Raw genomic sequence first — 25032 nt, 5'->3', positions numbered from 1 at the left:
TCGGCGAGCTCATGCGCGAGTTCCATCTGGACATGCCGGAGCCGGATCCCGCCGAGGCCGCCGCGATGAAGTCCGCGGTACGGACACCGGGTCTCGCCCCCCCTCACGACTGTCCCGTTGTCTCCCGACACGAAGTCCCGTTTCTCCGGCACTTTTTCGGCACTGGCCCCTGCCTACTCTCGGCGCTCCTTGACCGAGAGCCGGACGGTTCCGAGGCCGGTCGGCCTCGCCTTGACCGAAAGCGCCGGTACAGCACAGAAGCGGGACCTCCACACCATGACGACGCTCGCGGCCACCGCCGAAACAGCGCCCTGTTCGACATCAGGCCAGGTGGACGACCTGATAGAGGAACACAGGACTGCACTCCTCGCGTACGCACGAAAGTTACTGACGGACCATCATCTCGCCGAGGACATCGTCCAGGAGGCGTTCATCAAGGCCTGGCGTCACGCGGAACGTCTTCGCGGCCAAGAGGGATCCATGAGGGGATGGCTGCTCAAGGTGACCAGGAACCTGATCATCGACCGGATGCGAAGTGCTCAAGCCCGGCGTGAAACCCTCACCCACGACAGCCCCGACACGGCACTGCCCGACCAGACCGAGTCGCTCCTGCTCTCCCTCGATGTGGTCTCCCTCCTGCGTGACCTGTCCCCGGAACACCAGGAAGCGCTCGTGCTCATATACGTCTACGGACGCACGGTGAACGAGGTGTCGCACATCCTGGGCATCCCGCCGGGCACCGTGAAGTCACGCCAGCACTACGCGCTGCGCGGCCTGCGCAAAACGCACGCGGGCCACTACTGGCACTGATGCGGCTCACGCCGGTGGCCCGGGCTGTCACCAGCGGACCGGCAGCTCTTCCAGACCGCCGACCAGAATCCCTGACCGACGCTTCAACTGCTGTGCAGGTACCGCGAGTTCGAGCGTCGGAAGCCTCCTGAGCAGGGTGGAGAGAACGGTCCGCAGTTCGTTGCGGGCGAATTCACGGCCCACGCAGATCTGGGGACCGTATCCGAAGGTGAGATGGGGGTTGGGGGCGCGCCGCAGATCCATCCGGTCCGGGTGCGGGAAGACGGTCCCGTCACGGTTGGCCGCGGCGATCTCGGCCATGACGGTGCAGCCGCGGGTGAGCGTGGTGCCGCCGAACTCCATGTCGGCGGAGAGGTAGCGCGGCAGTGCGAAGCCGTGGTTGGCGTCGTAACGCAGTGCTTCCTCCACCGCGGTGGGTACGAGCCCGGGGTCGGCCAGCAGTTCGCGCCAGCGGTCGCGATCGGCGAGCAGCATCGCGGTCATCTTGCCGATCATCTGGGAGGTGGTCTCGTGTCCGGCGACGAGCAGACCGATTCCCGCGCTCGCGAGCTCGGGCTCGTTGAAGCGTCCGTCGTCCGCGTCGACGATCGCGGTGAGTTCGCTGATGACGTCGTCGCCGGGGGTGGCGCGCATGCTCTCGATGTGCGCGATCATGTACTCGTAGAAATCGCCCCCGGCCTGGTCCATCTCGCTCTGCGTGTGGCGGGTGAGGCTGAGCAGGACCGTCGACCATCGGAGAATCTGGTCCTGGTCCTGGGGCGGGATGGCGAGGGCCTCGCAGATCACCCACAGTGGCAGCGGACGCGCCAGCGCACCGACGAGATCGGCGGGACCCGGGCGCGCGGTCATGGCGTCGATGAGCTCGTCGGCCTTCGCGGCGATACGCGGGCGCAGTTCGTCGAGCCGCCGCCCGGTCAGGGCCCGGGTGAGGACGGAGCGCCAGCGGGTGTGGTCGGCGCGGTCGAAGTCGGTTTCCGATATGCCTTCCTCGTCGGGATCCCTTTGGTGGAACAGTGCGCCGTCCTCGGAATCGCCCAGCCGGGCGGTGTCCTCCGCGGCCAGGTTCCGGCGGAACCTGCGGTCGGCGAACAGCTTGCGGACGTCTTCGTAGCGGGTCAGCAGCGCGGTCTCTTCACCGCCGGGTGTGCGTACCCACGTCACGGGGCACTTCTCGTGCAACCCGGCCCACTGGGCGGGCGGTTCGAGGGCGGTGGCGCCCACGAAGGGGTAGTCCTGGGGGTCTTCGTCACCGTGTCCGGCGGCCGAGGTCATGTCGTAGTCCTGCCTTTCTGGGTGTGGCGACTCTCTGTCTCTGTTCGTGCCGGGAGTCAGTACTGGTTCCGTCCGGCCGCTGGAACTGTCTTGCCCCGGTCGCTTCTGGGGATGTCGGCCTTGATCGCGAACCACGCTCCGTTCACCCCCTGGCCGTTCGTCTCGCCGGGCTCCTTGTCTCCGTTGAAGGTGTAGGCGGGCCAGCAGTTGAACGATTCCTGTTCGGTGCCGCCTGGTGCGGTGAAGGTGAAGAGGATCTCCGGGCCGAGACCGGCGGCCTCGGCATCGGCAGCGGTGACCGGGGTGCTCGGTGTCCACTTCTGGAGGCACTTGGCATCGCAGGCCGTGGTCATCGGCCAGGGGGTGTCCTTGGTGAAGAGGTAGAGCGTGCGGCCGTTCTTGTCCTGGAGGACCCGGCGCAGTTCCGGGCTGTCGAGGACGCCCAGAGCCGGCCTGCCGGCACCCGCCCTGGCACCGTCCGCGGCCGCGGCGTACCACGCCTTCTGGTACCCCTGCCCCTGGGTGTCTCCCGGCTCACCCTTCGCATAGGTGTAGAGCGGCTTCCCGGCGAGAGTCAGCTGCGCTGTTCCGTCCTCGCGGTCTATCGAACCCAGGAGTTCCTGATTGATACCGGTGTCCGCGGAGACGCCGTCGGCGGAGACGGGGAGCCATGTCTCGGCGCACTTCCCGACGCAGCTCGACTTGCCTGGAGTCGCCTCGTCCTTGGCGAAGACGTAGACGGTTTTTCCGCCCCCGTCGACCACCACGGAGCCGAGTTCGTCGTCGACCCGCACGGCCACCGTCGCAGGAACAGCGGCTTTGACGTTCCCCTGCGGAACATCCAAGGTGGGGCTGCCCGTCGGCGTCGCACTGACCTGTTGCGCGGTATTGGGACGCGTGTCCCCCGGAGAGCCACACGCGGACAGGACGAAGGAGAGCGCCACCGCCCCCGTCGCGATCTTCATCCCGTGTTCAAGCCTGGTCACGTCAGTCCTCACGGTCTCGGTGCTCCCACATCCCGGCGCGGCAGCATCGCCTTACACACGGTGCTGACATGCCAAAGCGTTCGACGCGTCCGCTCGGGACGAAGCCCGCCGTGCTCGCCGCGCTTGAGTCTCTCCCCGGGGGAGGGTCCAGGCTCACGGTCATGAGCAGCACCGATTTCGACGGACGCTCCGCCGTGGTGGCGGGCGCGAGCAAGGGAGCCGGGCTCGCGACGGCACGCCGGCTCGGCGACGCCGGGGCACGGGTCGTCACCATCGCCCGTACGCCGCCGCGGACCGCGGACCCCCTGTTCGTCCGGGCCGATCTGAGCACCCGCGATGGAGTCGCGTCGGCGGCCGCGGCGGTGGGTGAGCTGGTCGGCGTGCCGGACCTCCTGGTGCATGTGGTGGGTGGCTCAAGCTCCCCGGCCGGCGGTTACGCGGTCCTCGACGAGGAGTCGTGGGCGCGGGAGTTGGCGCTCAACCTGTTTCCCGCGGTCCGGCTGGACCGCGAACTGGTCCCCGGGATGGTGGCACGCGGGTCGGGCAGCGTCGTCCACGTGACCTCCATCCAGCGCCGCATGCCGCTGCACCACTCGACGCTGGCGTACGCCGCGGCCAAGAGCGCCCTGGCCACCTACAGCAAGGGACTCGCCAACGAGGTCGCCCCGGCCGGTGTCCGGGTCAACTCGGTCGCGCCCGGCTTCATCCGCACCGACGGCGCCGAGCACCTGCTCACGCGCCGAATGAGCGAGTACGGCATCTCCCGGCAGGCCGCCCTCGACGGACTGATGCAGGTCCTCGGCGGCATCCCGCTAGGGCGGCCCGCCGAGCCCGAAGAGGTGGCCGAAGTGATCGCTTTCCTTGCCTCGGACCGGGCGAGCGCGGTCACCGGCACTGAACACGTCGTCGACGGCGGCACCGTACGGACCCTCTGATCCCGTCCCCCCAACGCATCCCGTCCCACCCACCACGGCACAGGAGAAGACCATGCAGGACATCCAGAACATCCAGGACTTCGCCAAGGAGTACTTCGGAGCGGCCCTCGACCCCGATCGTGAACGCTACTTCTCGCTCTTCGGCGACGAAGTCGTCGTACACGACGACGGCCGCCGCCACCACGGGCTCACAGCGGTGCGCCGCTGGCGCGCCGAGGTACCGTCCGTGCGCTACGCCCTACGTCTGGTCATCGGTACGGCCACCGCGTGCAAGGCTGTCGCGGAGGTCTCCGGCGACTTCCCGGGCAGCCCGGTCACCCTCCGCTTCGCCTTCACACGCGACGCGCGGGGGAAGATCACCAAGCTGGACATCACACCCTGACACCGGGATGACACCGGTCCGGAAGCCGACCACGAGGAGGACACCGTGGCTGATCGACTGACCATCGGGGAGTTCTCCCGCATCACGCACCTGAGCATTCGCGCCCTGCGCCGCTACCACGAACAGGGACTCCTCCCGCCCGCGGAGGTCGACCCGGCCACCGGCTACCGCTACTACACGCCCGCACAGGCCCGGCCGGCGCTGACCATCAGACGGCTGCGCGAGCTCGATCTTCCGCTACCGGACATCCGGCGCTTCCTTGAAGCGGAGGCCGCCGGCGAGGGTGCGGCGGACCATGGCCCGGCGCAGCAGATCGTCGCCGCTCACCTGCGCCGGCTCGAAGACCGGCTCGGTCGCACCCAGCGCGCGGTGCAGGCGTTGCGGGAACTCCTCGACCCGCAGGCCCATCGGGCGGTGAGCCTTGAGGTTCTGCCACCTCAGCGCGTCCTCGCCGTCTCCCTGGACGTTCCGCCCGGAGCGGGGCTGAGCTGGTACGACGCCGCGATGCGTGACCTGGACGCGGCAGCCGGCCGACGCCCGGTGCTCCCGCCCGGCGGCCGCTACGAACACACGCTCTTCAGTGAGGGACACGGTCGTGCCACTGTCTATCTCCCCGCCGAGCCGCCCCTGCCGCCGGGAGCGTCCGATGCCGTACGGGACCTCCACCTGCCCCAGCGGACCGCGGCGGTCGCCACCCACTGCGGTCCGCACGACGACCTCGACCTCACCTACGCCGCCGTCGGCTCCTTCGCCGCCCGGAACGGTCTGCGCTCCGCCGACCTCGTCGAGGAGGTCTATCTCGTCGGGCCGCGCGACACCGATCAGCCCGATCGTTGGCGCACCCTCGTGGCCTGGCTGCTCGCCCCCGACGACGCTCGATCATCGGCGTAGCGGCGGCAGCAGGGCCAGGCGCAGTCGGCCGGCGCGAACGGTCAGCTGTCGGCGCCGGCCGACCCCGCGACGGCGGAGGCGAAGTCCGGCTGCACGCCCAACTGCGCGAGCAGGGCGCTGATGCCGAAGTAGCAGTTGAACTCCTTGATCCTGCCGTTTTCGACGTACCAGAAGTCGGCGGTCGGGACGCTGAGCTTCGCGCCGGTCGGCTGGATGACGCCGACGGGCGTTTCGAACGGCCCTGCGAAGGTGCCCTCGATCGTCAGCTCGACGGACACGATGTCGCCCATCACATGGAACCGGTGGAGCTCCCGGTGGATGTCCGGCACCAGTTGACCCATGGAGACGACCGGGTCACCCAGGTGCTCACCGCGGTAACTCTCCCCGGCGACGACGTTGTTGAACACACCGTCCTCGGCGAACAGGTCCTTGAACCCCTGGACGTCCAGGACGTCGCCTTCCGCCGCGCGGTACGCCGCCTCGACCACGGCTGCTGCGTGAGTGGACATCGCAGCTCTCCCTCCCATGAAGTTAATCAAACGATTGATTGGAACCATGCGCATACTTCACCCCCTTGTCAAGCAGTCGTTTGAATTGTTGGGTCCTGGCCGCGTCCGTCCCGGTCAGCTGCCGACGGCGGGGGACCCGTGGAACGCCCCGGCCACCACCGGAATCAGCTGTCGCGCGATCTGCTCGGTGGGCATGGCGGCCAACTCGGCGCCGATGGGGGCCAGTGCGAGCCAGTTCAGCATGCCGGCGGCACATCGCGTCCGGAAGATCAGTTCCTGCTCGTCGATTCCGGGGAGGTTCGCCGTCAGCACCCGGAGCGCATCCTGGCGGGCCTGGTCGAACTTGCCGGTCAGCCGCCCCCACCCCTCGGGCGGATCGATTCCGACGCGCGCCACGGTCCGCATCACGGCCAGGTCCTGCCCGCCGGCCCCCAGCGCGTGCACCATCGGCCTGGCGAACGCCTCCGCCAGCTCCTGGAGTGTCGAAGTGGCGCCAAGGGATTCGACGGCCAGGATCTGCGCGTCCAGGTACCGCTCCAGAGCCCGCTCGATCGCCGACTCGCACAACCCTTTCAGCGATCCGAAGTGGTAGCTCACCGCGGCGACATTGGCGCCGGCGCGGTCGGTGATCTCGCGCAGCGTCAAGCCTTCACGCCCTCGTTGTGCGAGCAGTTCCAGGGCGGCCGCGAGCAGGCTGTCCCGCGTGCGCTGACCGGCCTCTCTGCGCAAATCCGCCTTTTCGACCCCTGTCACGGCGTGAACTCAAGCAGCCGCTTGAGTTCATTGTCAAGCAGCGGCGTGGGTGCACCGGGGATGCCGTGCACCGTCCGTTGAGCTGCGAAAGCGTGAGCAGGCGCGACATGAGCGCGGTCGAGAGCCGCACGGCCCTCCGCGGCCTGTTGGCGATCGGCCGGCGATCAGAACGTCCCGTCGTTCCGGGTGTAATTGGCGCTGAGATCCAGCAGCGCGGAGACGGCCGGACTCGGAGCGCGTCCGGCGCGTACCGCGAACGACAGCGTGAGCGCGAGCCCCGAGCCGGACAGCGGCCTGACCGCCACTCCCGTCGTGTCCGTCGCCTCGAAGCACGGTATGACGGCCGCGCCGTCAATGGCCCGTACATACGAAACAGCCGTCGCGATGTCGGTTATCTCAACCGATACGCGGCGATTGATGCCGAGTTCGCCGAACGCCCGATCCATGACGGTGCGGGTACCGAAGCCGACCGCCCCGTCGACGAAGTTCTCGTGCGCCAGGTCCCCGAGGGTGATGCTCTCCTGCCTCGCCAGCGGATGCCCGGCGGGCAGGATCACTGTGTAGGGAACGGTGGCGAAGTGCCGCAGGTCCAGGTCATGGGCCTCACCGGGGCCCAGGGCCACGACGCCGACGTCGAGTCGACCGCGTCGTACGTCCTCGGCGATGCCGCCGGCCCCGGTGCCGGAGACCTGGATCTGGATGTCGACCAGAGGATGACGCTGCCGGAAGGCTCCCACCAGACGCGGGAGATCGAGAGCGGTGATGCGGGTCATCGTGCCGATGCGCAGATTGCCCCGCAGCCTCTCGGACGCTTCGCCCACGACCTCCCTGGCCCTCTCGGCCGCCGCGACAACGGTCTTGGCCTCCGGCAGGAACGCCGCTCCCGCCGTGGACAGGGCCACCGCTCTGGTCGAACGGTCGAAGAGGGAGACCTGAAGCTCCTCCTCCAGGGCGCGGACGGCCGCCGACACGGTCGACTGGGCGGCGAAGAGCCGGGACGCGGCGCGGGTGAAACTGAGTTCCTCGGCGACGGCGACAAAATATCGTAATTGCCTTATCTCCACGCATGAATAATCGGCAGATCCGATAACAGCTGTCAAGACTTTTCGTTGGACTCGATAGGGCATCCGCGCCAACCTGGTTACCGACAAGGGCACTTGCTGCTTTGGAGGGGAAACATCATGACGGACCAGGTCCTCATCGTCGGCGGTACTTCCGGCATCGGCCGCGAGTTGGCCGCCGCCTACGCCGAGCGTGGCGCCCACGTGGTCATCGCCGGCCGCGACAGCGCACGCGCGGAGAAGGTGGCCGCCGAGCTCGGTGCCGCGGGCGACGGCGCGGGGGTGCGCGGTATCGCGGTCGATCTCTCCAAGCCCGAGAGCATCGAGAAGGCGCTGGGCGACATCGACCATGTGGACTCGGTCGTCCTCGCGGGCATGCGGCGCGACAGCAACACGATCGGTGACTACGACATAGCAGGGGCAACGGAGTTGGCCGTGGCGAAGCTGGTCGGCTACACGACCGTCGTCCATGCCCTGCGCTCACGCATCTCGCCCAGCGGCTCGGTGCTGTTGTTCGGCGGTCTGGCCAAGGACATGCCGTATCCCGGCTCCACGACGGTCACCACGGTGAACGCCGGCGTGATGGGACTGGTGGCAACGTTGTCCAGGGAACTGGCCCCGATCCGCGTCAACGCCATCCATCCGGGAGTCGTGGGCGACAGCCCTTACTGGGCGGGCAACGAACCGGTCCTGGAAGCCGCCCGCAAGCGGACTCTGAGCGGCGTCCTTCCCACCATGCGGGACATGGTCGACGGCTCCTTCTTCCTGCTGGGGAACCCTGCGGCGAACGGTGTGAACCTCAGCCTCAACGGCGGCGTCGTATGAGCGACGCTCTGCCGGAGGTGGCCGTCGTGGGTGTCGGCCGCCTCAGCCGGCCCATGGTGGTGCGCCTGCGCAGGGCAGGGTACGGCGTGACCGTGACCAACCGTACGAGAGAACGGGCGCTGAACGTCGCGGCCGAGACAGGCGCCCAGGTGGCCGACTCGCCACGGGAGGCGGCGTCATCCGCCGACATCGTCATCGTCTCCCTAGCCGACGATGTGGCGGTGCACGAGGTCTACCACGGATCCGACGGTCTCCTCGCCGGCCTTCGCCCGGGAACGACAGTGCTGGAGACCAGCACGATCTCCCCCCGTACGGTGATGTCGCTCGTGCCCCATGTCCTGGAGCGCGACGCCGTCCTGCTCGACACCCCAGTGTCCGGGTCGGTCGAGCTGGCCGCACGCGGCGAACTCACCGTTCTGGCGGGCGGCCCCGGGGAGGCTCTGGCCCGCGTGCGTCCCGTGGTCGACATCCTGGCCACGCGGGTCCTCCACTTCGGGGACTCGGGGAGGGGCAGCACCATGAAGCTGGTGATCAACTCCCTGCTCCTGTCGCTGGGTACGGCCCTCGCCGAGTCCCTGGTGCTGGCCGAGCGTGCCGGAATCGGCCGGGCGGACGCCTACGACGCCTTCACGCAGAGCGCGGCCGCGGCCCCCTTCGTGCTGTACAACCGGGAGAACTTCGTACGGCCGCAGGAAGCCGCGACACACATGACGCTGACGCTGGTGGCCAAGGACCTGTCGCTGATCGATGCGTTGGCGTCATCCGTGGGAGCGCCGATGGCCCAGCTGGAGGCGAGCCGCGGGCTCATCGACCAAGCCCTGGCCGCGGGTCTGGGGGACCAGGACGGTTCCGTGCTGGCCGAGTTCCTGCGGCACACCGCGGCGGCGCAGGCAGGTTGATCACGACGTGGACTCGGATCCGACGCCCACGACGGACCGTTCGTTGCGCTTCTCGGTCCTTGGACCTCTGCAGGCTTGGTACCAGGAGACGGAGCTGCATCTGGGGCCGCCCAAACAGCAGAGCGTGCTGGCGCTGCTGCTGGTCCAGGCGGGGCAGCCGGTGCCGCTGCACCAGATCGTCGACGCGCTGTGGGGCGACGATCCACCGGCACGGGCGGTCAACGTGGTGCAGCGGCATATGGGTTCCCTACGGCGGCTCCTGGAACCCGGCCTGCTACAGCGGAGTGAAGCACGTGTGCTCGTGCGAGCGGCCGGCGGCTACCGGCTGAACGTCGGGGAGGAGGCCCTGGATCTCCTTCGATTCCGCGAGCTGCGCGACGCGGGCCAGGACGCTGCCGAGAACGGCCGACAGGAAGAGGCCGCCGACCTGTTCATCAAGGCGCTCTCCCTGTGGCGCGGCCCTGCCGCGGCCGGTCTGCCCCACGAGATCCGCTCGCACACCGTGTTCGCGGGAGTCGACGCGGAGTACTTCCGTGCCGCTCGGGCCGCCGCACAAGCGGCGCTGACCGCCCGCCGTACCAAGGCTGCGCTGCCGCTGCTCAGACACGCCGCGCACGGCGCCCCCCTCGATGAGGTCCTGCAGGCCTGCTTCATTCGCGTGCTGGCCGCGGAGGGGCACACCGCTCCGGCGCTGGAACACTACCGAAGCACCCGGTCGCAGCTGGCAACCGAACTGGGCGTTGCTCCGGGTGCCGAACTACGCGCCGCGCAAGCCGCCGTGCTGCGCAGGACGGCGCACCACACCGAGGACACTCCCGCACACGCCCCGGCACCCACGGCGTCCGGCGGCAGAAGACCCCAAGCGCCACATCCCGCCCAACTCCCGGCCGGCCTGCATGTGTTCACCGGAAGAAAGGAGGAGATCAAGCGCCTTGATTCCCTCCTGCCGACCGACCCGCACACGGCCGTCGTCATCAGTGCGATCGGGGGTGCGCCGGGCGTGGGGAAGACCACGCTCGCCCTGCACTGGGCCCATCGCAACGCACACCGATTCCCGGACGGGCAGCTGTACATAAACCTGCGCGGATACGATCCCGCGGCAGATCCCCTAACCCCGTCCATGGCGATCGGCTACTTCCTGGAATCACTCGGCATCCCGAGCGAACGCGTCCCCTCCCGCCTCGACAGCCAGATCGCTCTTTATCGCAGTCTCCTGGCGGGGCGCCGGTGTCTGATCCTTCTTGACAACGCACGAAACGCCGAACAGGTACGTCCGCTGCTGCCAGGAACCCCGGGTTGCCTCACCGTCGTCACCAGCCGCGAACAAATGACAGGGCTCGCTGTCTCCGCGGGGGCGCATCTGCTGCGTATAGACGTCCTCACGGTTGCCGAATCTCTTGAGTACCTCTCGAAAAGACTCGGAGAATCACGGGTCGGGCGCGAGCATGAGGCGGCACTTGCCATAGTCGAGCACTGCGGTCGACTGCCGCTGACCCTTGCCATTGTCTGCGCCCGCGCTGAAATCCGGCCAGTCACTCCGCTCGCCGATATCGCGGCTGAATTGGAAGAACGGCGTGACAGCCTCCGTGCCTTCACGGTGGACGGCGAGAACGACCCCGTCACCGACACTCGCTCTGTTTTTTCCTGGTCGTACCGCGCCCTCACCGGACGAGCGGCCGAAGCGTTCCGCCGCCTGTGGTTGAGCCCGGCACGCGATGTCTCACTCGAAGCCGCGGCAAGTATGACCGGCCTGTCGATGGGGGCCACGCGGCAGGTGATGTCCGAACTCCACCGCGCCAGCCTCTGCACCTCGGAAAGATCCGGCCACTACAGCACGCATGACCTCCTGAGGGTTTTCAGCAAGGAGATGTCCCACCTCGAAGATTCCGGCCAGTCCCTTGAGGGGGCCCGCCGACGACTCTACGACCACTATCTGCACACTGCGCACAATGCCTCCACCGTCATCAACACGCACAGAGAACACCCTCTGCTTCCGCTCGCCGCACCGGGCACTCAGGTCACATCCTTCACCGACACAGAATCCGCCGCCGACTGGCTGCATCATGAGATATCCAATCTCCAGACCATCGCCCTCCACGACACGGATTACGGCGCGGACACGCAGGTCTGGCGACTGGCCGCTGTTCTCGAGTTGTTCCTTGACCGCAGCGGACGCCGCCAGGAGCAGATAGAGATCCAGAGCGCGGCGCTTTCGGCGGCACGACGTACCGCCGACACATCGGGACAGGCGCACATGCACAGGTCCCTGGGTTTCGCCCTCGGCCGGACAGGACGAAACGCCGAGGCCGAAAGTCACCTGAATGAAGCGTTGGCGATGTTCTCCAAGGCCGGCGACCTCTCCGGAGAGGCGCTGACTCGCCGGTACCTTGCTTTTCTGGCGAATGCCGGAGAAGCGCATCAAGACGCTCTCCTTCACTATGAAGCCGCCGCCTCTCTGTACAAGGAGGCACATCACACGGTAGGGATTGCCTCCGTGTCCAACGAGGTCGGCTGGACCCGTATCCTCATGGGGGACTTCGAAGGCGCGCTCCGGGACTGCCGTCACGCTGTGGACGTCGCTCAAAGGGCTGGAAACCGGAATGTCGAGGCGGCGTCCTGGGACAGTCTGGGGGTCGCCCATCATCGCCTCGGCCGCAAGGGTGACGCCTTGCAGGCGCTTCATCGGGCTCTGACCTGCTATCGGGAACTCAACGATGCGTACCTGATCGCCGACACGCTCATACACATCGGCGACGTGCATGCCACTGAATCTCCTGGTCAGGCCCACGCGGTCTGGACCGAAGCACTCGACATCCTGGATTCGCTCGGCCACCCCGAAGGCGATCTGATACGAGAGCGGCTCAGGAATGAGCCCGGGATCAGGCAGACCGCGGACTCCGGGTAAGAAGGGAAACCAGGGCCCGCCATCCCTCTTCCAAGCGCTTCAGCGGCAGACCACGCTGCTGGGTGAGGTGATGGAGGAGAGCAGGTTCGAGGTAGCCCAGCAGAGCGTGGCTGAGCAAGTCCCGGTCTCCCCCTGCTGTGATGTGCTGGAGCATCGCGACGACCTGCTCGTGATAGTGACGACGGACAGTGGACTGATAGCGCCGCAGCGCATGCGGCTCCGCAGCAATCCGCAGCTCGATCTCACCGGGACAGCGATGGATGGCAGCCACCCCGAACGCGTGCAACCGCGCGATGGCCGCCTCGCGGTCGACTGGCGGGGAGCCGCCGAGGCAGGAGGCCTGGAAGCTCTTCTCGGACTGCTCCAGCAGAGCTCCCATCAGCCCCGCACGGTCGCCGAACCGGCGAAAGAGAGTCCCCTTTCCGACACCCGCCGCCGCAGCGACGGCGTCCATGGTGAGATGCGAGACACCTTGTTCTTGAACGATCCTGGCCGCCGCATCCAGCACTCCGCGACGGAGCGGCACTCGTGCGCGGTCAGTGGCGGCATGGCCACGGTAGCCGCCCCGGTGGCCTGGAGGGGGGCGAGGTGGTTTCCGGGCTGGCTGAGGACGATGAGGACGCTGCCGGGTGGAAGGGGCAGCGAGCCGAGGGCCGCGGCGAGGGCCAGGTACGGGTCGGCTCTCCTGCTCCTTCCTCCTTGTACGCGGGTAACGTGGTCCAGTCCGTCCACTACGAGTGCCACGCGCCGGATGGGGGCCTTGCGCAGAGCGGTGTCCACCGCCGTGGTCAACGCTTGCGCATCTGCGGCAAAAAGGCGGGCGCTGCTCCTGCACGAGGTCGGGGTCCCACTCGGCCAGCCGGCCCAGCAGGCTGCCGAGGACCGTTTCGGTGACCACCCGGGTCATCTGGTCGCCGTCGGCGTCGCCGAGGTAGCAGTAGTGCTCGGAGACCAGCCATCCGTCACTGGTGAGTTGGTCGACCAGCTGCCGGCACGCCCAGGACTTGCCCTGTCCCGGGGGGCCCGTGACCAGCAGTACTGCCCCGTCGGCTGCCGCCGTCGCGGCCGCTTCCGCCAGGACGCCGACCGTGGCGGGCCTGGCCACTTCCAGGAAACCGTCGACGGGGTTCGCGTGCACGACGGCGCCGAGGTCGCTGCGCAGTTGGGCCTGACGCAGTAGCTCGCGAGGTGTCACCTCGGTTCCGCGCTGCCGTGCGGAGCGGACCGTGCGGATCAGCGCCTCGGCGACGTCCACCGGTGAGCGTCCCTCGTTGGGGTAGATCCCCGCGCCGAGCTCGCCGTGTACCCGTTGAAGAAGAAGCTGCTCGGCCGGCCCAGGCCGCAGGAGGCCCGTAGTCATGGCCGGTGCGCCGACTTCCACCACCAGGTGCTCGCACAGCCATTCCAGGTCCTGCTTGGAGACGGCCTTGTCACCGCTGGCCAGGAACCCGAAGACGTTGCCCGCCTTGCGTCGACCCCGCGCGGGCAGGTCGAACCCTCGCCAGAGGGCTTCCACGTCGAACCGCTGGAGTGTGGTGTTCATCCCCGGCAGGAACGGCGCGTCAGAGGAGCGGGCGGGCACCATCACCGCGTTCATTGCATCGTCGTCTGGAGGTACGTTGCGCATCACGATGCGCAGCCGGTGGGCGGTGGCGCCCGCACCGGGTCCGCCCCGGTCGGCGACGGCAGCCGCCACAAGGCGGTCCAGCCCCAGTCCGCGGTCGTGAACGTGGTGTAGCCGACACCAGCTTCTCCTCGACATGGACTCTGTCGATCCCGCCGAGCAGCAGGTCGACGACGCGGCCTGCCTCCATCAAGTCCTGGTACTCGTACCCGCGGTGCGCCGCAGTGAGATCACTCATGTCGGCAGCATTCTCCACCGTCGAACACCCTGCTTGGGCAGAAGCGGCCCACAGTACGACGAAGGCTCCCGATCAGGTCCACCGAATTTGCCACCGCTGAGGAGCGCGGCCGCTATAGCGCGCACCACCGGCAGCGCCTTGTTGGTGATCATGCCTTGTGGGACGTCGCCGACCCTGACGAGCGGTCAGTGGGCCAGGCTCGAACCGGCGTTGCCGCAGGAAAACAGGTCGGGCTGTCCGCGAGTTTGGACGCGACGGCAGTTGATGGATGGCCACAGGGTGGCGGGCTCGTACCGGTGCTCCGCGGCGCGGCGTGCCCGACAGGTGCAGTTCCTGGAAACGGGTTTACGACCGGTTTCGGGCAGTGCACCACCTGGTTCAGGCCGTTTCCACGAGGGGACGTTCTCCGGTGCCAACTGGTTGATCTGAATGGTTACAAAGGGTAGCTGTCGTATCCGGCTGCCTGGAGCGCAACAACGTCTCCAGGCAACCGACTTCAGGCTCTAGAAGAACCCAAGTTTCTTCGGACTGTATGAAACCAAAACGTTCTTCGTCTGCTGGTAGTGCTCCAGCATCATCTTGTGCGTCTCCCGCCCGATCCCCGACTGCTTGTAGCCGCCGAACGCCGCGTGCGCGGGGTACGCGTGGTAGCAGTTCGTCCAGACGCGGCCCGCCTGGATCGCCCGGCCGGCGCGGTACGCCGTGTTGATGTCGCGGGTCCAGACGCCCGCGCCGAGGCCGTACAGCGTGTCGTTGGCGATTTTGAGGGCGTCATCGAAGTCGCCGAAGGACGTGACGGAGACGACCGGGCCGAAGATCTCCTCCTGGAAGATCCGCATCCGGTTGTCGCCCTCGAAGATCGTCGGCTGGACGTAGTAGCCGCCCTTCAACTCACCGTCGTACTCGATGCGTTCGCCACCCGTGAGGACCTTCGCGCCCTCCTGTCGGCCCACGTCCAGGTAGGAGAGGATCTTCTCCAGCTGGTCGTTGGAGGCCTGCGCGCCGATCATCGTGTCGGTGTCGAGCGGGTGGCCCGGCTTGATGAGCTCGGTGCGGGCGACCGCCGCCTCCAGGAACTCCCCGTAGGCGCCCCGCTGGATCAGCGCCCGCGACGGACACGTGCACACCTCGCCCTGGTTGAGGGCGAACATCGTGAACCCTTCGAGCGCCTTGTCGCGGAAGTCGTCGTCGTGCGCCCAGACGTCGTCGAAGAAGATGTTCGGCGACTTGCCGCCGAGTTCGAGCGTGACCGGCTTGATGTTCTCCGAGGCGTACTGCATGATCAGCCGCCCCGTCGTGGTCTCCCCGGTGAACGCCACCTTGGCGACCCGCGGGCTGGACGCGAGCGGCTTGCCGGCCTCGACGCCGAAGCCGTTGACGATGTTCACCACGCCCGGCGGCAGCAGGTCGGCGATCAGGCTCATCCAGTAGTGGATGGATGCCGGGGTCTGCTCGGCGGGTTTGATGACGACCGCGTTGCCCGCGGCGAGCGCCGGGGCGAGCTTCCACACCGCCATCAGGATCGGGAAGTTCCACGGGATGATCTGCGCGACCACCCCGAGCGGCTCGTGGAAGTGGTACGCCACCGTGTCGTCGTCGAGTTCACCGAGCGACCCCTCCTGCGCGCGGATCGCGCCCGCGAAGTAGCGGAAGTGGTCGATGGCCAGCGGGATGTCGGCGGCGAGGGTCTCCCGGACCGGCTTGCCGTTCTCCCAGCTCTCGGCGACGGCCAGCTGCTCGAGGTTCGCCTCCATGCGGTCGGCGATCTTCAGCAGGATGTCAGACCGGGCGGTGACGGAGGTGCGGCCCCAGGCCGGTGCGGCGGCGTGTGCCGCGTCGAGCGCCCGTTCCACGTCCTCCGCGGTGCCGCGCGCGACCTCGGTGAACGGCTGCCCGTTCACGGGGGAGGGGTTCTCGAAGTACTGCCCGCGCACCGGCGGCACGTACTCGCCCCCGATGAAGTGGTCGTAGCGCGCCTGGTAGGAGACGATCGCGCCCTCGGTGCCGGGCGCCGCGTAACGGGTCATGCTGGCCTGCCTCCCTGAGCAGCGCTGCCCGCCGTTGGGCAGCTCTCCCCGCGAGGCTAGGAAAGCGGACGTTGCAACCACGTTGCCCGACGCCTGTCCGGCACACCCAACTCCGACTCCAGCGCGGCCAGCCGGGACCGGACCGCCGGCGTCGGCCGTACGGCGGCCAGCGCCCGCCACACCTCCAGGTCCTCCTCGCCCCACGGCGCGTGCGCCCAGTCGGCCAGCAGATCGGGATCACGGCGGGCGATCAGCGCCGTCCGCAGCCCGTCGGCCAGTCGGCGCCGGAGCCGCACCACCGCCGGCGCCTGCGAGGCCGGCAGCAAGGGACCTGCGTACCGGGTCGCCGCCCCCGTCACCGCCCCGCTCTCCAGCCGCCGCTCGACCACGGCGACGTCCGACTCCACCGGCACGGTCAGCCGGTACGGCCGCGAGTCCAGCAATCCCGGCCCGAGCACCCGGCGCAGCCGCGCCAGTTCGGCTCGCAGCGTCACCGGTGTCACCGACTCGTCCTCGTACAGCGCGCACAGCAACTCGTCCCCGCTCAGCCCCTCCGGGTGCCGGGACAGCAGCACCAGGATCTCGCTGTGCCGCCGGCTCAGCCTGATCCGGCGCCCCCTTAGGGTCAGCTGTGCCTCGTCCCGGCCGAGCGCGGTCAGCTCCGGGGTGTCGGTCGCGGGCCGCGCCGGCAGGAGCAGCGCCAGCTGGGACTCGGCGGCCCGCGCGACCGCCTGGACGAACCCCAGACTGTGCGGATGCGCCAGACCGTTCCCACCGGTGATGTCCACGGCGCCGAGCACCCGCCCGGTCCGCGGGTCGTGCACCGGCGCCGCCGCGCAGGTCCACGGCTGCACCCGGCGGATGAAGTGCTCCGCCGCGAACACCTGTACCGGCCGGTCCACCGCCACCGCGGTGCCCGGCGCGTTCGTCCCCACCGCCGTCTCCGCCCACCGCGCGCCCGGCACGAAGTTCATCAGCCCCGCCTGCCGCCGGGTCGTCGCGTGTCCCTCGACCCACAGCAGCCTGCCGTGCGCGTCGCACACCGCCAGCAGATGCTCGCCGTCGGCCGCGAACGTGCCCATCAGCTCCCGGAACAGCGGCATGACCCGGGCCAGCGGGTGCTCGGCCCGGTAGGCACCGAGATCGCCGTCGGTGAGTTCGACGCTCGCCGTGCCGTCCGGTCCCACCCCGGCCCGCGCCGAACGCCGCCACGAGTCCGCCACCACCGGCCGCACCGGCCGCTGCACCGTGCCCGCCGCGGTGAACGTCTCGTGCGCCCGCCGCAGCATCCGCAGGCGCTCGGCAGGGTCGGCCCCCGGTTCCAGGGCCACCCATGGATCGTTCAACTCGGCCTCCCCGGAAGGCGATGCGGCTGAGGACATCGTCACTCCCGGTACGCGTGCCGACAACCTCTTCGACCGGCGTCACCCGAACGATGAGCCCCCGACCGTCACATGAGCTGGACCATCCTGATGTAACGCGTCCAGTCCCAGTACGGCCCCGGGTCCGTGTGGTCCGTGCCCGGCACCTCGTAGTGCCCGATGATGTGCGCACGGTCCCGGGGGATGCCGTACCTCTCGCAGATCCCCGCCGTGAGCCGCGCGGACTGCTCGTACAGGGCGTCGGTGAAGTAGGCGGGTTTGTCCACCCATCCTTCGTGCTCAATGCCGACGCTGCGGGTGTTGTAGCTCCAGTTCCCGGCATGCCAGGCGATGTCGGCCTCCCGGACGCACTGCGCCACATGACCGTCCGCCGACCGCACCACGTAGTGCGCGGACACCTTCTTCGCCCGGTTCTGGAAGATGGCCAGCGTGCCGGTGTAGGAGGTCTGCGTGACGTGGACGACCACCCGGTCCACCCGGTGCGACCAGGGGCGGTCGGCCTTCGTGTAGTTGGCGGTCGTCGCCGGCTCCCACTCGGCGTCCGGATGGTCGACGGGCTGCGGCGCCGCACCCGCCTGCGCGGCGGGGAGCAACGCGTACGGTACGGCGGCCAGAACGGCCCCCTTCAACAGCAGCCGCCGGCCGGCCGACGGTCTGGCGCGTTCCATGGATCAAGTGCCTTTCGTCTGTGCGGCGTCGGCTCCCGCGAGGCGTTCGCTCGCTCAGCCCCGCAGGGCCGCCGCGGTCTCACGGAGCAGGGCGTGCACCCCGCGGTGAGTCTCGCGTGCCGGGAGCCACTCCTTGCGGATCTTGGCCACACACGTGTAGTTGGTGTCGCACACGTTCGCCAGCGGCGACTCCACGGCCTGGGTCGCGAACTGGTACGCGTCCAGCTCACCGAACCCGTAGTCGCGCACCAGCCACTGCACGAGATCGAGCTGCGATATCCGGAACGCGTCCTCCAACGGCCGCGCCGACCCCGTCGAGATGATGTGCGTGTCCGACTCGATGCGCGGCCACGGGGTGGCGAGCCCCTTGAGCAGTTCGACGACCACCACGGTGTTCATCGCGCACTCGACGGCGACCCCGCAGGTCTCTCCCTCGCCCTGCCGGGCATGGCCGTCGCCGAGGCTCAGCAGCGCGCCCTCCACGTTGACCCCGAGGTAGCAGGTGACGCCCGCCCGCATCTCCGGTGTGTCCATGTTCCCGCCGTGCGCGTCGGGCACCAGCGCCGAACGCACCTCCAGGTTGGCCGGGGCCACGCCCACCGTGCCGTGCATCGGATCCATCGGCAGCTCGATCTCGATGTCGCTCTCGTGTGCCCTGAACAGCGCCGTGCGCCGGGCGCGGTCCAGCTGCCAGATCCACACCGTCTCCGGCAGCGGGGGCTGGAGCGTGGCGGTCGTGTGCGTCGAGGTGAGCGCGCCGAACAGCGGCACGGTGGTCGACGCGGCCCAGTCCCGGGCCGGTTCGATCGACACGAAGTGCACGGCGACCGTGTCGCCCGGCTCGGCGCCCTCGATGTGGAAGGGACCCGTCTGGGGGTTCAGGAAGGGGAACTCGCACACTTCGGACACCAGGTCCTTCTCGGACCGCACCCGTCCGGCGAAGCAGTCCTCGGTGTACAGGTCGAGGACCGTGCCGGGCGCGATACGGGCGACCGGCGGGGCCCCGCCGAACGTCCAGGCGTACTCACCGGGTTCGGGCCGTACGGTCAGGATCCGGGGGTCGCTCATCGCTGGGTGGCTCCGTTCTGGGGCAGGTCGGTGGGATGGGGTGCGTCGAGGTGGACACGGGCGGTCTCGGCTATTCGGTCCGGATGCCGTCGGAGCAGCACCACCAGGACCACGACCCCGGCCGCCATCCAGACCCCGACGATGGGACCGGCGTACGACACGGGTGCGGTCAGCTCGGTGACGAAGTCGAACACGGGCAGGCCGGCCGCGGTCAGCAGCGCCGGCACGAAGGCGACGATGCCGAGGACGGGCAGCAGCAGGTGCCGTACCGGCTTGAGCGACTCCCGCTCGCGGCGCAGGAAGTAACCGGCGCAGGCGAGGTTCACCACGATGTAGACACCGATGACGACGGTGACGATCACCGTGGCCAGCAGCAGGAAGGCCGTCACGGGGTCGTAGCCGAAGCCGAGGCCCAGCACCGCGCCGACCGCCACCACGGTCTGCACGGCGATACCGGCAGCGGGGGAGCGGTACTTGGGGTGCAGCACCGCGAGGAAGCGGGGCAGGACGCGGATGCGGGCCAGGGCGAAGGCGGTGCGGGTGGAGACAGTGGCGCACGCGTTGGCGTTGGCGATCGTCGAGTTGACCACAGCCAGGAACACCAGCACCCAGAACCAGCCGAAGGACGCCCGCGCCACCCCTTCCCAGGACGCGGCCCCGTCGGCCCCGAACCCGCTGAAGCGGTCCGGTCCGAAGTACACGGTCATGGCGTAGGTCGTCAGCACGTAGAAGAGGCCGATCGCGAGGGCCGCGCCCAGCACCGCGCGGTGCATGGTCCGGCGCGGATCCCTGGTCTCCTCGGCGAGTGGTGCGGCCGCCTCGAACCCGGCGAAGGCCAGGACCGTGTACACGGATCCCGCGAAGACTCCGCTGAGCCCTCCGTAACCCTGCGCGGTGTGCGAAGTGCCGAACACCGACAGGGTGTTGGCCGAGCCCGCGCTGCCGATCAGCCAGATGGCGAAGACCAGGAAGACCAGTACTTCGAAGACGCCGAGGACGGTGCCGAACCGGGCCGAGGCGCGCACGCCCAGATATCCGGCCACGGCGATGACCGCGGCGCCCGCGAGCGACCAGGGCCACCACAGGTCCGCCGGGTAGGAGGACCACTCCTGGTGCAGGGTGCCCGCCGTGGTGAAGCCGAGTTGCAGGAGCAGCAGGGGTGGGACGAGGGCCTCCACGAAGACGTAGCCCCAGCCGACGAGGAAGCCGATCGCGGGATGCAGCCCCTGGGCCGCGTACGTGGCCACCGAGCCCGCGGCCGGCAGATGCCGGGCGAGTTCGGCCACTGAGGAGGCGGTGAACAGACAGGCCACCAGCGCGATCAGCACCGACAGCGGCAGGCTGCCGCCCGCGAAGGCCGCGCCGGACGGAATGGACGCGGCCACCGCCGCGGCGGGCGCCATGGCCGTGACGCTCTGGAACAGGACCTCGCGCAGGCCGATGGCGTCGCGCCGCAGCCCCGCAGTCGTCTCCCCCGACATGTCACCCCCGATTCCCGCTGGTCGAGGCCGGTGTGTGCCTCGCGTGAATCACGGTACGGCGCCTGCCGGTGGGGCAGAAGAGCGCTGGTCGTTTCGGTGGACAACCTTGGGAATGTGGATAACTTGCTCACCCACAAGGGTGGTTGAGGGGCTGTGGACATCCTCGTCGTCCACAGGTCAGCCGCGTTCCGCCACCGCCGCCGGATCGTCGAGCACCGCCCGCACCACCGAGTGCGCGGCCCCGAGCAACGGACCCTCGGAACCCAGCCGCGACACGGCCACCGGGCAGGCCGGGCCCGCCGTGCGCCGGGCCAGCTCCTCGCGCAGCGACGGCAGCAGCCACGGCGCGAGTTCGGCCAGCGCGCCGCCGAGCACGACGCCCTCGGGGTCCACGAGGTTCACCGCGCCGGTCAGCGCGATACCCAGCGCCTCACCCGCCTCGCGCAGCGCGCCCCGCACCTCGTCGTCCCCGTCGGCCGCACGGTGCGCGAGCAGCCCGACCCGGTCCTCGCCCGGCTCCAGCCCGGCCGCGCGCAGCACCGCCTCCTCGCCGGCGTACTGCTCCAGACAGCCCCGCCCGCCGCAAGGGCACGGGGGACCGTCCGGGCGCACCGGCACATGCCCCAGTTCGCCCGCGAAACCGCGTGTCCCGCGCAGCAGTTGCCCGTCCACCACGAGCGCGGCACCGATGCCGATCTCCGCCGAGACATGCAGGAAGTCATGGGGAGTGCCGTCGCCCAGCCAGAGTTCGGCCAGCGCGCCGAAGTTGGCCTCGTTGCCCACGGTCAGGGGAAAGTCGTCGGGCAGCAGCGTGCCCAGATCGGTGTCCTGCCAGTCGAGGTTGGGGGCGCGGACGACGGTCCGGGCGTCGCGCGCCACCAGACCGGGCACCGCCACGGCCAGCCCTGCGGGCCAGAGCCCCTCGTCCTCGGCCTCCGCTACGACCCGGCGTACGAGGGCCGTCAGTTCTGTGATCACCGGCTCGGGGGAGCGGCCCCGGTTCGCTCCGTACCGCACCACCCGCGAGCGCACCTGACCGCGCAGGTCGACCGCGCAGACCGCGAGATGGTCGACGCCGACCTCGGCGCCTATCCCGGCCGGCCCCCGTCCGCTGACGGCCAGCGCGGAACCCGGCCGTCCGACCCGGCCGGGGCGCTCGGGGCCCAGTTCCTCCAGGAGCCCCGAGCGTATGAGCTCGTCGACGAGGGTGGATACGGCGGCCCGGGTCAGACCGATGTGCGAGGCGACCGCCGCCCGCGACATCGGCCCCTCGGCGCTGACGGTGTGCATCACCCGGGCGAGATTGCGGCGGCGCATGCCCTGCTGGGTGTCGGGCAGCGCCCGCCCCGGCCCCGCCGGGTGCGCCTCGTGCAGCGGTGCGCTCATGCCTCCCTCGATCCTCGGGCGGGCTCGCGGCCCTTCGTTCTGAGCGGGTCTGCGAACCTTTGATCGTCGGTGAACCCTCGCCCCTCGGTCCTCAGCCGGCCCGCGTCCCCCGCTCCAGCAGCGGCGATGCGTCGGAGAGTACCCCGGCGATCCTTGCCAGCGTCTCCTCGTCCCGGTCCACGGCCTCCAGGACCGGCCCCGCGGTGGTGTTCCAGCGCCGGGCGACCGCGGCCGGATCCTCGCCGGTCAGCAGGCCGGCGGCCTGGGCGGCGGCGCCGAGCGCGACCAGTTCCTTGGCCTCGGGCACCTGGACGGGACGGCCCGAGAGCCGTCGTACGGTCTGCTGCCAGGCGGTGCCCTGGGCGCCGCCGCCGATCAGCAGCAGCGGGGCCGAGCGGTCCGCGTCCTCGTCGAGCACCAGGTCCAGCGCCCCGAGCAGGGCGTGAACGGCACCGTCGTAGGCGGCCTGGAGGAGCTGGCCGCCGGTGGTGTCGTGGCGCAGTCCGTGCAGCAGGCCCGAGGCGTTGGGCAGGTTCGGGGTGCGTTCGCCGTCCAGGAACGGCAGGAGGGTGACCCCGGTCACCGGCTCCACGGCCTCGCGGTCCAGGCCCAGCAGGGTCGCGACCCGGTCGACGGCGAGTGTGCAGTTCAGGGTGCAGGCCAGCGGCAGCCAGTCGCCGTGGGCGTCGGCGAAGCCCGCCACCGTGCCGGTCGGGTCGGTGGGGCGGTGCCGGGAGACGGCGTAGACCGTGCCCGAGGTGCCCAGGCTCATCACCGGCGTCCCGGGGCGCAGCCCGAGGCCCAGCGCGGCGGCCGCGTTGTCACCGGTGCCGGGGGCGACCAGGGTGCCCTTGGAGAACGGCAGGTCATGGCCGTCGCGCACGGTGCCCGCCACCTCGCCGGGCCGGACCACGCGCGGGAGCAGCGCGGGGTCCAGGCCCACATGGCCGAGGATCTCCGTGTCGTACGACTCCGTCCCGGACGCCCACCAGCCGGTGCCGGAGGCGTCGCCGCGGTCGGTCGTGCCCTGACCGGTGAGCCGCTCGGTGAGGTAGTCGTGGGGGAGGCGCACGGCCTTGACGGCGCGCAGGGCCTCGGGCTCGTGCTCGGCCAGCCAGGCCCACTTCGTGACCGTGAAGGACGCGCCGGGCACGCTGCCGATCCGCTCCGCCCAGGCCTTCGGGCCGCCCAGCTCGTCGATCAGCCGCTGGGCCTGGGGTGCGGAGCGCACGTCGTTCCAGAGCATGGCCGGGCGCACCGGCTCGCCGTGCTCGTCCAGCGTGACCAGGCCGTGCTGCTGGCCTCCGATCGACACCGCGGCGGCCTCCCAGGCCGCGTCTCCGCACTGGTGCAGGGCCTCCGACAGGGCGTCCCACCACTGGCGCGGGTCGCTCTCGCGCCCGGCTCCGGAGGACACGGTGTGCGGTGCCTGGCCGCTCGCGACGACCCGGCCGGTGGCCGCGTCGACCACCAGTGCCTTGGTGGACTGGGTGGACGTGTCCACGCCGACGACGAGCGGACCCTCGGCTGCTGACATCGGGCTCTCCCTGTGTGTGCGGCTCGTCTCTCGCCCCGAAACGTGCGGAGACACCTTTGTCTCTTCCCAGAGACGCTTCGGCATACTAATTTGTAAACCGCCATGACGAAATAGTCCGGAGCAGCAAGGAGCCGCGTCATGAACTACCAGCCCACCCCCGAGGACAGGTTCACCTTCGGCCTGTGGACCGTCGGCTGGCAGGGAAGGGACCCGTTCGGCGACGCCACCCGCCGCGCCCTCGACCCGGTCGAGACGGTGCAGCGCCTGGCCGAGCTCGGCGCCCACGGCGTGACCTTCCACGACGACGACCTGATCCCCTTCGGGTCGTCCGACAGCGAGCGCGAGAGCCACATCAAGCGCTTCCGTGAGGCCCTGGACGCGACCGGCATGAAGGTGCCGATGGCGACCACCAACCTCTTCACGCACCCCGTCTTCAAGGACGGCGCTTTCACCGCCAACGACCGCGACGTCCGCCGCTACGCGCTGCGCAAGACGATCCGCAACATCGACCTGGCGGCCGAACTGGGCGCCGAGACCTACGTCGCCTGGGGCGGTCGCGAGGGCGCGGAGTCCGGCGCCGCCAAGGACGTACGGGTCGCCCTCGACCGCATGAAGGAGGCCTTCGACCTCCTCGGCGAGTACGTCACCGAGCAGGGCTACAACCTCCGCTTCGCCATCGAGCCCAAGCCGAACGAGCCCCGCGGCGACATCCTGCTGCCGACCGTCGGCCACGCGCTGGCGTTCATCGAGCGCCTGGAGCGCCCCGAGCTGTACGGCGTGAACCCCGAGGTCGGCCACGAGCAGATGGCCGGGCTGAACTTCCCGCACGGCATCGCGCAGGCCCTGTGGGCGGGCAAGCTCTTCCACATCGACCTCAACGGTCAGTCCGGCATCAAGTACGACCAGGACCTGCGCTTCGGCGCCGGCGACCTGCGCTCCGCCTTCTGGCTCGTCGACCTCCTGGAGAGCGCCGGTTACGCCGGTCCGAAGCACTTCGACTTCAAGCCGCCGCGCACCGAGGACCTCGACGGCGTGTGGGCGTCGGCCGCGGGCTGCATGCGCAACTACCTGATCCTCAAGGAGCGTTCGGCCGCCTTCCGCGCCGACCCGCAGGTCCAGGAGGCGCTGCGCGCCTCGCGTCTGGACGAGCTGGCGCAGCAGACGGCGGCCGACGGCCTCAAGGCGCTGCTCGCGGACCGCAGTGCCTTCGAGGAGTTCGACGTGGAGGCGGCCGCCGCGCGCGGCATGGCCTTCGAGCAGCTCGACCAGCTCGCCATGGATCACCTCCTGGGTGCGCGCGGCTGAGTGAGACCCACGCGCGCGTGCCTCCCTGCACCTGCTCTACCTGGGCGCCGACTACCGCGCCCTGGAACGCGTCCGCCCGATCGGCCTG

General features: G+C 69.7%; 21 protein-coding genes. 8 read left to right on the top strand and 13 right to left on the bottom strand.

The features are described from left to right. The first annotated feature begins 276 nt into the window (after positions 1-276). A complete protein-coding gene (locus ABZ896_RS41250; RefSeq protein WP_360940624.1) occupies positions 277-810 on the top strand; it encodes a sigma-70 family RNA polymerase sigma factor in 534 nt (177 codons plus the stop codon). Between the two features lie 27 nt (positions 811-837). On the opposite strand, the gene ABZ896_RS41245 is transcribed toward ABZ896_RS41250, so the two are convergent. Both ABZ896_RS41245 and ABZ896_RS41240 read right to left on the bottom strand, forming a co-directional pair. Beyond that, entirely contained in the window at positions 838-2082 is a 1245-nt protein-coding gene (locus ABZ896_RS41245; protein WP_360940622.1) for a cytochrome P450, read from the bottom strand. Between the two features lie 56 nt (positions 2083-2138). Beyond that, positions 2139-3068: a hypothetical protein gene (locus tag ABZ896_RS41240; RefSeq protein ID WP_360940620.1), complete on the bottom strand. Its 930-nt coding sequence runs from the start codon at positions 3066-3068 to the stop codon at positions 2139-2141. Positions 3069-3229: 161 nt separating this feature from the next. Between ABZ896_RS41240 and ABZ896_RS41235 the strand changes: the two genes are divergently transcribed. Genes ABZ896_RS41235 through ABZ896_RS41225 form a run of 3 tightly spaced genes read left to right on the top strand, consistent with a single transcriptional unit; the run spans position 3230 to position 5276 of the window. After that, positions 3230-4003: an SDR family oxidoreductase gene (locus ABZ896_RS41235; RefSeq protein ID WP_360940618.1), complete on the top strand. Its 774-nt coding sequence runs from the start codon at positions 3230-3232 to the stop codon at positions 4001-4003. 52 nt (positions 4004-4055) lie between these two features. Beyond that, on the top strand, positions 4056-4385 hold the full coding sequence (locus ABZ896_RS41230; RefSeq protein ID WP_360940616.1) for a nuclear transport factor 2 family protein: 330 nt from the start codon (positions 4056-4058) through the stop codon (positions 4383-4385). A 45-nt stretch (positions 4386-4430) separates the two neighbouring features. After that, positions 4431-5276: a MerR family transcriptional regulator gene (locus ABZ896_RS41225; protein WP_360940614.1), complete on the top strand. Its 846-nt coding sequence runs from the start codon at positions 4431-4433 to the stop codon at positions 5274-5276. Between the two features lie 41 nt (positions 5277-5317). Here the strand turns inward: ABZ896_RS41225 and ABZ896_RS41220 are convergent, their stop codons facing one another. From ABZ896_RS41220 to ABZ896_RS41210, 3 genes are all read right to left on the bottom strand, one after another. Continuing rightward, a complete protein-coding gene (locus ABZ896_RS41220; RefSeq protein WP_360940612.1) occupies positions 5318-5785 on the bottom strand; it encodes a nuclear transport factor 2 family protein in 468 nt (155 codons plus the stop codon). 114 nt (positions 5786-5899) lie between these two features. Next, the gene (locus ABZ896_RS41215) at positions 5900-6538 is read right to left on the bottom strand and encodes a TetR family transcriptional regulator (protein WP_360940610.1); all 639 of its coding nucleotides are present in this window, start codon (positions 6536-6538) and stop codon (positions 5900-5902) included. Positions 6539-6702: 164 nt separating this feature from the next. Further along, complete coding sequence (locus ABZ896_RS41210) at positions 6703-7602, bottom strand: LysR family transcriptional regulator (protein WP_360940608.1); 900 nt, start codon at positions 7600-7602, stop codon at positions 6703-6705. A gap of 117 nt (positions 7603-7719) precedes the next feature. Between ABZ896_RS41210 and ABZ896_RS41205 the strand changes: the two genes are divergently transcribed. From ABZ896_RS41205 to ABZ896_RS41195, 3 genes are read left to right on the top strand one after another with little or no spacing between them, the layout of a single operon-like run. After that, positions 7720-8424 (top strand): SDR family NAD(P)-dependent oxidoreductase, encoded by a 705-nt coding sequence (locus ABZ896_RS41205; RefSeq protein WP_360940606.1) that lies wholly within the window; start codon positions 7720-7722, stop codon positions 8422-8424. Next, positions 8421-9323 carry an NAD(P)-dependent oxidoreductase gene (locus tag ABZ896_RS41200; RefSeq protein WP_360940604.1) on the top strand — a complete coding sequence of 301 codons (903 nt, stop codon included), beginning with the start codon at positions 8421-8423 and terminating at the stop codon, positions 9321-9323. Before ABZ896_RS41205 ends, ABZ896_RS41200 begins: the two co-directional genes overlap by 4 nt. A gap of 7 nt (positions 9324-9330) precedes the next feature. Next, positions 9331-12228, top strand: coding sequence for a BTAD domain-containing putative transcriptional regulator (locus ABZ896_RS41195; RefSeq protein WP_360940602.1), 2898 nt, complete (start codon positions 9331-9333; stop codon positions 12226-12228). Here ABZ896_RS41195 and ABZ896_RS41190 read toward each other — a convergent pair. The 8 genes from ABZ896_RS41190 to xylB form a co-directional block, all read right to left on the bottom strand. Beyond that, on the bottom strand, positions 12203-13825 hold the full coding sequence (locus tag ABZ896_RS41190) for a TetR family transcriptional regulator (RefSeq protein ID WP_360940600.1): 1623 nt from the start codon (positions 13823-13825) through the stop codon (positions 12203-12205). The two genes, ABZ896_RS41195 and ABZ896_RS41190, sit on opposite strands and share 26 nt — an antisense overlap. Positions 13826-14593: 768 nt before the next feature. Further along, positions 14594-16117, bottom strand: a complete 1524-nt coding sequence (adh, locus tag ABZ896_RS41185; RefSeq protein WP_360940598.1) for an aldehyde dehydrogenase — start codon at positions 16115-16117, stop codon at positions 14594-14596. A gap of 56 nt (positions 16118-16173) precedes the next feature. Next, positions 16174-17499: a GAF domain-containing protein gene (locus ABZ896_RS41180; RefSeq protein WP_360940596.1), complete on the bottom strand. Its 1326-nt coding sequence runs from the start codon at positions 17497-17499 to the stop codon at positions 16174-16176. Between the two features lie 68 nt (positions 17500-17567). Beyond that, on the bottom strand, positions 17568-18167 hold the full coding sequence (locus tag ABZ896_RS41175; protein ID WP_360940594.1) for an N-acetylmuramoyl-L-alanine amidase: 600 nt from the start codon (positions 18165-18167) through the stop codon (positions 17568-17570). A 54-nt stretch (positions 18168-18221) separates the two neighbouring features. Further along, on the bottom strand, positions 18222-19235 hold the full coding sequence (locus tag ABZ896_RS41170) for an acetamidase/formamidase family protein (protein ID WP_360940592.1): 1014 nt from the start codon (positions 19233-19235) through the stop codon (positions 18222-18224). After that, positions 19232-20716 carry an APC family permease gene (locus ABZ896_RS41165; protein WP_360940590.1) on the bottom strand — a complete coding sequence of 495 codons (1485 nt, stop codon included), beginning with the start codon at positions 20714-20716 and terminating at the stop codon, positions 19232-19234. The genes ABZ896_RS41170 and ABZ896_RS41165 overlap by 4 nt, the downstream gene beginning before the upstream one ends. 177 nt (positions 20717-20893) lie before the next feature. Next, a complete protein-coding gene (locus tag ABZ896_RS41160; RefSeq protein ID WP_360940588.1) occupies positions 20894-22102 on the bottom strand; it encodes an ROK family transcriptional regulator in 1209 nt (402 codons plus the stop codon). A 91-nt stretch (positions 22103-22193) separates the two neighbouring features. Next, positions 22194-23639 (bottom strand): xylulokinase, encoded by a 1446-nt coding sequence (gene xylB / locus ABZ896_RS41155; protein WP_360940586.1) that lies wholly within the window; start codon positions 23637-23639, stop codon positions 22194-22196. Positions 23640-23777: 138 nt separating this feature from the next. Here xylB and xylA point away from each other — a divergent pair, with 138 nt between their 5' ends. Continuing rightward, entirely contained in the window at positions 23778-24944 is a 1167-nt protein-coding gene (gene xylA, locus ABZ896_RS41150; RefSeq protein WP_360940584.1) for a xylose isomerase, read from the top strand. Positions 24945-25032: the final 88 nt, after the last annotated feature.

Origin of the sequence: Streptomyces sp. NPDC047072 (genome assembly GCF_040643855.1) — a bacterium.
Taxonomy (GTDB): Bacteria; Actinomycetota; Actinomycetes; order Streptomycetales; family Streptomycetaceae; genus Streptomyces.
This window is presented reverse-complemented; position numbering and strand designations above follow the sequence as displayed.

What these genes read in the sequence shown, in the direction of transcription:
- ABZ896_RS41250 (WP_360940624.1), top strand. Translation starts at nt 277, where the DNA reads ATGACGACGCTCGCGGCCACCGCCGAAACAGCGCCCTGTTCGACATCA.
- ABZ896_RS41245 (WP_360940622.1), bottom strand. Translation starts at nt 2,082, where the DNA reads ATGACCTCGGCCGCCGGACACGGTGACGAAGACCCCCAGGACTACCCC.
- ABZ896_RS41235 (WP_360940618.1), top strand. Translation starts at nt 3,230, where the DNA reads ATGAGCAGCACCGATTTCGACGGACGCTCCGCCGTGGTGGCGGGCGCG.
- ABZ896_RS41230 (WP_360940616.1), top strand. Translation starts at nt 4,056, where the DNA reads ATGCAGGACATCCAGAACATCCAGGACTTCGCCAAGGAGTACTTCGGA.
- ABZ896_RS41220 (WP_360940612.1), bottom strand. Translation starts at nt 5,785, where the DNA reads ATGTCCACTCACGCAGCAGCCGTGGTCGAGGCGGCGTACCGCGCGGCG.
- ABZ896_RS41205 (WP_360940606.1), top strand. Translation starts at nt 7,720, where the DNA reads ATGACGGACCAGGTCCTCATCGTCGGCGGTACTTCCGGCATCGGCCGC.
- ABZ896_RS41200 (WP_360940604.1), top strand. Translation starts at nt 8,421, where the DNA reads ATGAGCGACGCTCTGCCGGAGGTGGCCGTCGTGGGTGTCGGCCGCCTC.
- ABZ896_RS41190 (WP_360940600.1), bottom strand. Translation starts at nt 13,825, where the DNA reads ATGAACGCGGTGATGGTGCCCGCCCGCTCCTCTGACGCGCCGTTCCTG.
- adh (WP_360940598.1), bottom strand. Translation starts at nt 16,117, where the DNA reads ATGACCCGTTACGCGGCGCCCGGCACCGAGGGCGCGATCGTCTCCTAC.
- ABZ896_RS41180 (WP_360940596.1), bottom strand. Translation starts at nt 17,499, where the DNA reads ATGTCCTCAGCCGCATCGCCTTCCGGGGAGGCCGAGTTGAACGATCCA.
- ABZ896_RS41175 (WP_360940594.1), bottom strand. Translation starts at nt 18,167, where the DNA reads ATGGAACGCGCCAGACCGTCGGCCGGCCGGCGGCTGCTGTTGAAGGGG.
- ABZ896_RS41170 (WP_360940592.1), bottom strand. Translation starts at nt 19,235, where the DNA reads ATGAGCGACCCCCGGATCCTGACCGTACGGCCCGAACCCGGTGAGTAC.
- ABZ896_RS41165 (WP_360940590.1), bottom strand. Translation starts at nt 20,716, where the DNA reads ATGTCGGGGGAGACGACTGCGGGGCTGCGGCGCGACGCCATCGGCCTG.
- ABZ896_RS41160 (WP_360940588.1), bottom strand. Translation starts at nt 22,102, where the DNA reads ATGAGCGCACCGCTGCACGAGGCGCACCCGGCGGGGCCGGGGCGGGCG.
- xylB (WP_360940586.1), bottom strand. Translation starts at nt 23,639, where the DNA reads ATGTCAGCAGCCGAGGGTCCGCTCGTCGTCGGCGTGGACACGTCCACC.
- xylA (WP_360940584.1), top strand. Translation starts at nt 23,778, where the DNA reads ATGAACTACCAGCCCACCCCCGAGGACAGGTTCACCTTCGGCCTGTGG.